The 3,017-nt window shown below is 60.6% G+C and carries 4 protein-coding genes; all 4 read right to left on the reverse strand.

The window, feature by feature from the left end:
- Positions 1–444: 444 nt before the first annotated feature.
- Entirely contained in the window at positions 445–1,119 is a 675-nt protein-coding gene (locus WBB85_RS23210; RefSeq protein ID WP_432640927.1) for a DUF1523 family protein, read from the reverse strand.
- A 17-nt stretch (positions 1,120–1,136) separates the two neighbouring features.
- Positions 1,137–1,406, reverse strand: a complete 270-nt coding sequence (locus WBB85_RS23215) for a hypothetical protein (RefSeq protein ID WP_432640928.1) — start codon at positions 1,404–1,406, stop codon at positions 1,137–1,139.
- Entirely contained in the window at positions 1,403–2,797 is a 1,395-nt protein-coding gene (locus WBB85_RS23220) for a DUF6638 family protein (RefSeq protein WP_432640929.1), read from the reverse strand. The genes WBB85_RS23215 and WBB85_RS23220 overlap by 4 nt, the downstream gene beginning before the upstream one ends.
- A partial coding sequence (locus WBB85_RS23225) for an endonuclease domain-containing protein (protein ID WP_432640930.1) occupies positions 2,794–3,017 on the reverse strand: 224 nt, incomplete at its 5' end. The genes WBB85_RS23220 and WBB85_RS23225, both read right to left, overlap by 4 nt.

Genomic DNA, 3,017 nt, shown 5'->3' on the forward strand with positions numbered 1-3,017 from the left:
TTTGAATGCCGGGCTGTGGTTCCGGCGCGGTCGTCTTGCCATGGTCTTCTCCTCGCTCGCAGCATCATGCTGCTGTTGCGCGGAAAATCCACTTATCCCGGCTGTTCAGATTTCCGGAACCACCTCTTACAGCGTTTCGCGTTTGACTTGAAACATCACTCATCACCTAACGCGTTGAAATCTTAGATTTCAGGCAGCGTTAGGTGATTCAGGTTTAACGCGAAACGCTATAACGATCAAAAAGGCCATGGGGTGGCAGATTTCCCATCTCCATCAGTTCCGCATCGGGGTGTCTTATCAATGGAGTGCCGAACGCCGGGTCGCACCGGACGTTGTCGATGCCCCCGAAGACCTGCCCGCCGACAAAACCGCAGGTTTAGGTAACCTGCCAATGCATGTCAGACGACGGCAACAGGGCAGCGCGTGTAAATCCGCGCCCCGGGGTCACTGCCGTGGCTTGCCCTTCCATGTTCCCAACCAGGCCGTGAACCGGCCCCAAAGCCCGCGCGCGCGTCCGGCGGCGGCATCGGCGCGGTCCTCGACCCCGTCCCAGGCTTCGCCCATATCCTCGAGCACCGGATCAATGGAGCGTTCACGGAACTGCAGCCACATGCGGCGCAGGACCAGCAGGATCACCGCAACGAAGACGAAGAAGAAGATGTTGAACCACGGGATGATCGTCGCATCCGGCCCCTCGACCGGCTTGATCGAGATCGCGTTCGGGAAAGCCGAGAAATAGACGATGCGCCAGCCGTAATGGGTGACCGAGACCCATTGCGGGTTGGCCGACGTTGATTTCAGATCCTCCGCCTCGGTCTGCAGGTTCGCGGTATCGAACTTGAAATAGGGCGGCCAGGACCAGCTTGTATCCTCATTGCGGTAAACCATCGGCTCGCCATTGGCCTGCACCGTCTGGATGAACTGCACATCGCGGTTGACGAGCGTGCCGGACTGGTCATCCGGGCTCGACCAGAAGATCCGGGTCCAGTCGTTCAGGTCCTGCCGTTCCTGATAGGTGTTCACCACCCGCACGATGTCATGCTGCGGCAGCGTGTAGTGGAAGAACCCGATCACGGTCAGCGCCAGAAGCGTCAGGATCGTCCATTTCGCGTATTTCATAACCGCCACCCCCGGGCTCAGTTCGTCAGATAGATCAGCACCAGCACCGCCAGTGTCGGCACTACATAGACCAGCCAGATCAACTTGGCCCGCAGGCTTTTCTCATAGCTCGTCATGCCCGCCTCGATATAGGCATCGCGCGCCTCCGGGTCATCCCCCGACCGCTCCGCATCCCATTGCTTTTCCAGCCGCTCGCGTTCCACAGACCGCGAATAGATCGACAGAAGCACATACATGATCGTCATGGCGGCAAAGCCGAAGACGGCGAGACGGACAAAGGCGATCATCTGCGTTCCTTCCTGACAGCACCCCAGGGACCGACCTTGTCGACAAGGTCATTCTTGCGCTCGACAGGCCAGCCCGGACGGCCCCACGGGCCCGGTTCGACCACCACCCCGGTATCGGCCATGCCCGGCTCCGCCCCGAAGATGTCACGCCGCGCACCGGCCTTGTCGATCTGATATTCGCGTTCAAGATAGTCGGCCACGAATTGCTTCTTGGCCTCGGGCCAGGACCGGTAGAGGTCGTAAAAAAGCTCCTTGTGGCATATGTAAAGCTGACGCACGTCAAGGGGCGACAGTTCGGCCAGAAGCATGTTCACCAGATCGCGGTCGGCATGGGGCTTGGCGCGGAGCGTGTAGAAATAGGCCGGATGCATCGCCGTGATGCGCGGGAAGCGGCCGCCGGTTTCGACCCATCTGAGCAGTTCGGCAAGCCCCTGAAACTCTTCGGGCAGCCGTGACCCCATGCTGACCGCCGCCTGCCTCAGATCGCGGCGCGACCCGTGGCCAATCTCAAGGCCCAGTTCCGCCGCCGCCGCAACCACGATGAAATCCATCTTCTGCCGCAGGATCGCGGCGGCATCGGCACCGCGCGCCTCGTGGATCGGCTCGACAAGGTCGTTGATATCCAGAAGCTTCGCCACCTGATTGCGGTCGGAAAGGTCGAAGACATAGGTGATCGGCAGCGCGCCGAGCTTTTCCTTCGGCCCTACCGAAAGTGCGGCCGGATGCTCCACATCGCGGAACAGGTAAACCCCGCCAAAATGCGCGGTCCAGAAGTTGCCCTGATCGAAGCTGGTAGCCTTCAGCGTCACCGGATTGCGGGTCACGTCGCCGGTCTTTGTCGCAAGCCCGATCATCTCGCCGATCAGCACATCGTCCCACCAACCGTCCTCTTCGGTGCGGAAGCGTTCGATGAGACCCGATAGCTTCGCGCCCTCGGCCACATGATTGCCGGTCGTATCGGCCACGACGGAGATGCGGCGGATGTCAAAAAGCCGCTTCGGTTCGTTCAGATCGTAAACGGTATTCTCCAGCTCCCCCGCCACTGCGTCCCGCGCGGTCAGGGTGAAAAGCTGCGCTTCGTTTTCCTCGATGAACCGGGTGAGGATGCCGCGCGAGGTGGAAAATTTGGCATTGAGCAGTGGCGCGGTCTTCTGGTCGGTCGTCAGCAGGATGAACTGCCGGTTGCAGCCATTGGCATTGAGGTAGAGGTGATCGCCCAACTCGTCGCCGATCTCGGGCGAATAGCCCGAGATGTCGATGTGGAAATCGGCAAGCTTCGTCTCCTTGCCCGTCAACGCCTTCAGCGCGCGGTTATAGCGTTCGACCAGCGCCGGGCTCTCGACGGGCACGAGATTGCCGAACATCAGACCCTTTTCGATGAGGCGTTTCACCGTCTCGCATCCTTTCCGTCAGGCGTCCTACCTGCGATTTCGCGGCTCCCCTCCCCCTTGTGGGGAGGGGATGGGGGTGGGGGGCACGCTTCCAGAGCCTCCAGAACAACCTGCATCACGCCATCAATATTGTGGTCAACATCCGCGTTCCAGAACCGCAAGACAGTGAAGCCCTGCCCTGCAAACCACGCATCCCGCGCCTGATCCCTCGGCCCACCAT

The organism is Albidovulum sp., assembly GCF_049646345.1.
Lineage (GTDB): Bacteria > Pseudomonadota > Alphaproteobacteria > Rhodobacterales > Rhodobacteraceae > Albidovulum.

What these genes read in the sequence shown, in the direction of transcription:
- WBB85_RS23210 (WP_432640927.1), bottom strand. Translation starts at nt 1,119, where the DNA reads ATGAAATACGCGAAATGGACGATCCTGACGCTTCTGGCGCTGACCGTG.
- WBB85_RS23215 (WP_432640928.1), bottom strand. Translation starts at nt 1,406, where the DNA reads ATGATCGCCTTTGTCCGTCTCGCCGTCTTCGGCTTTGCCGCCATGACG.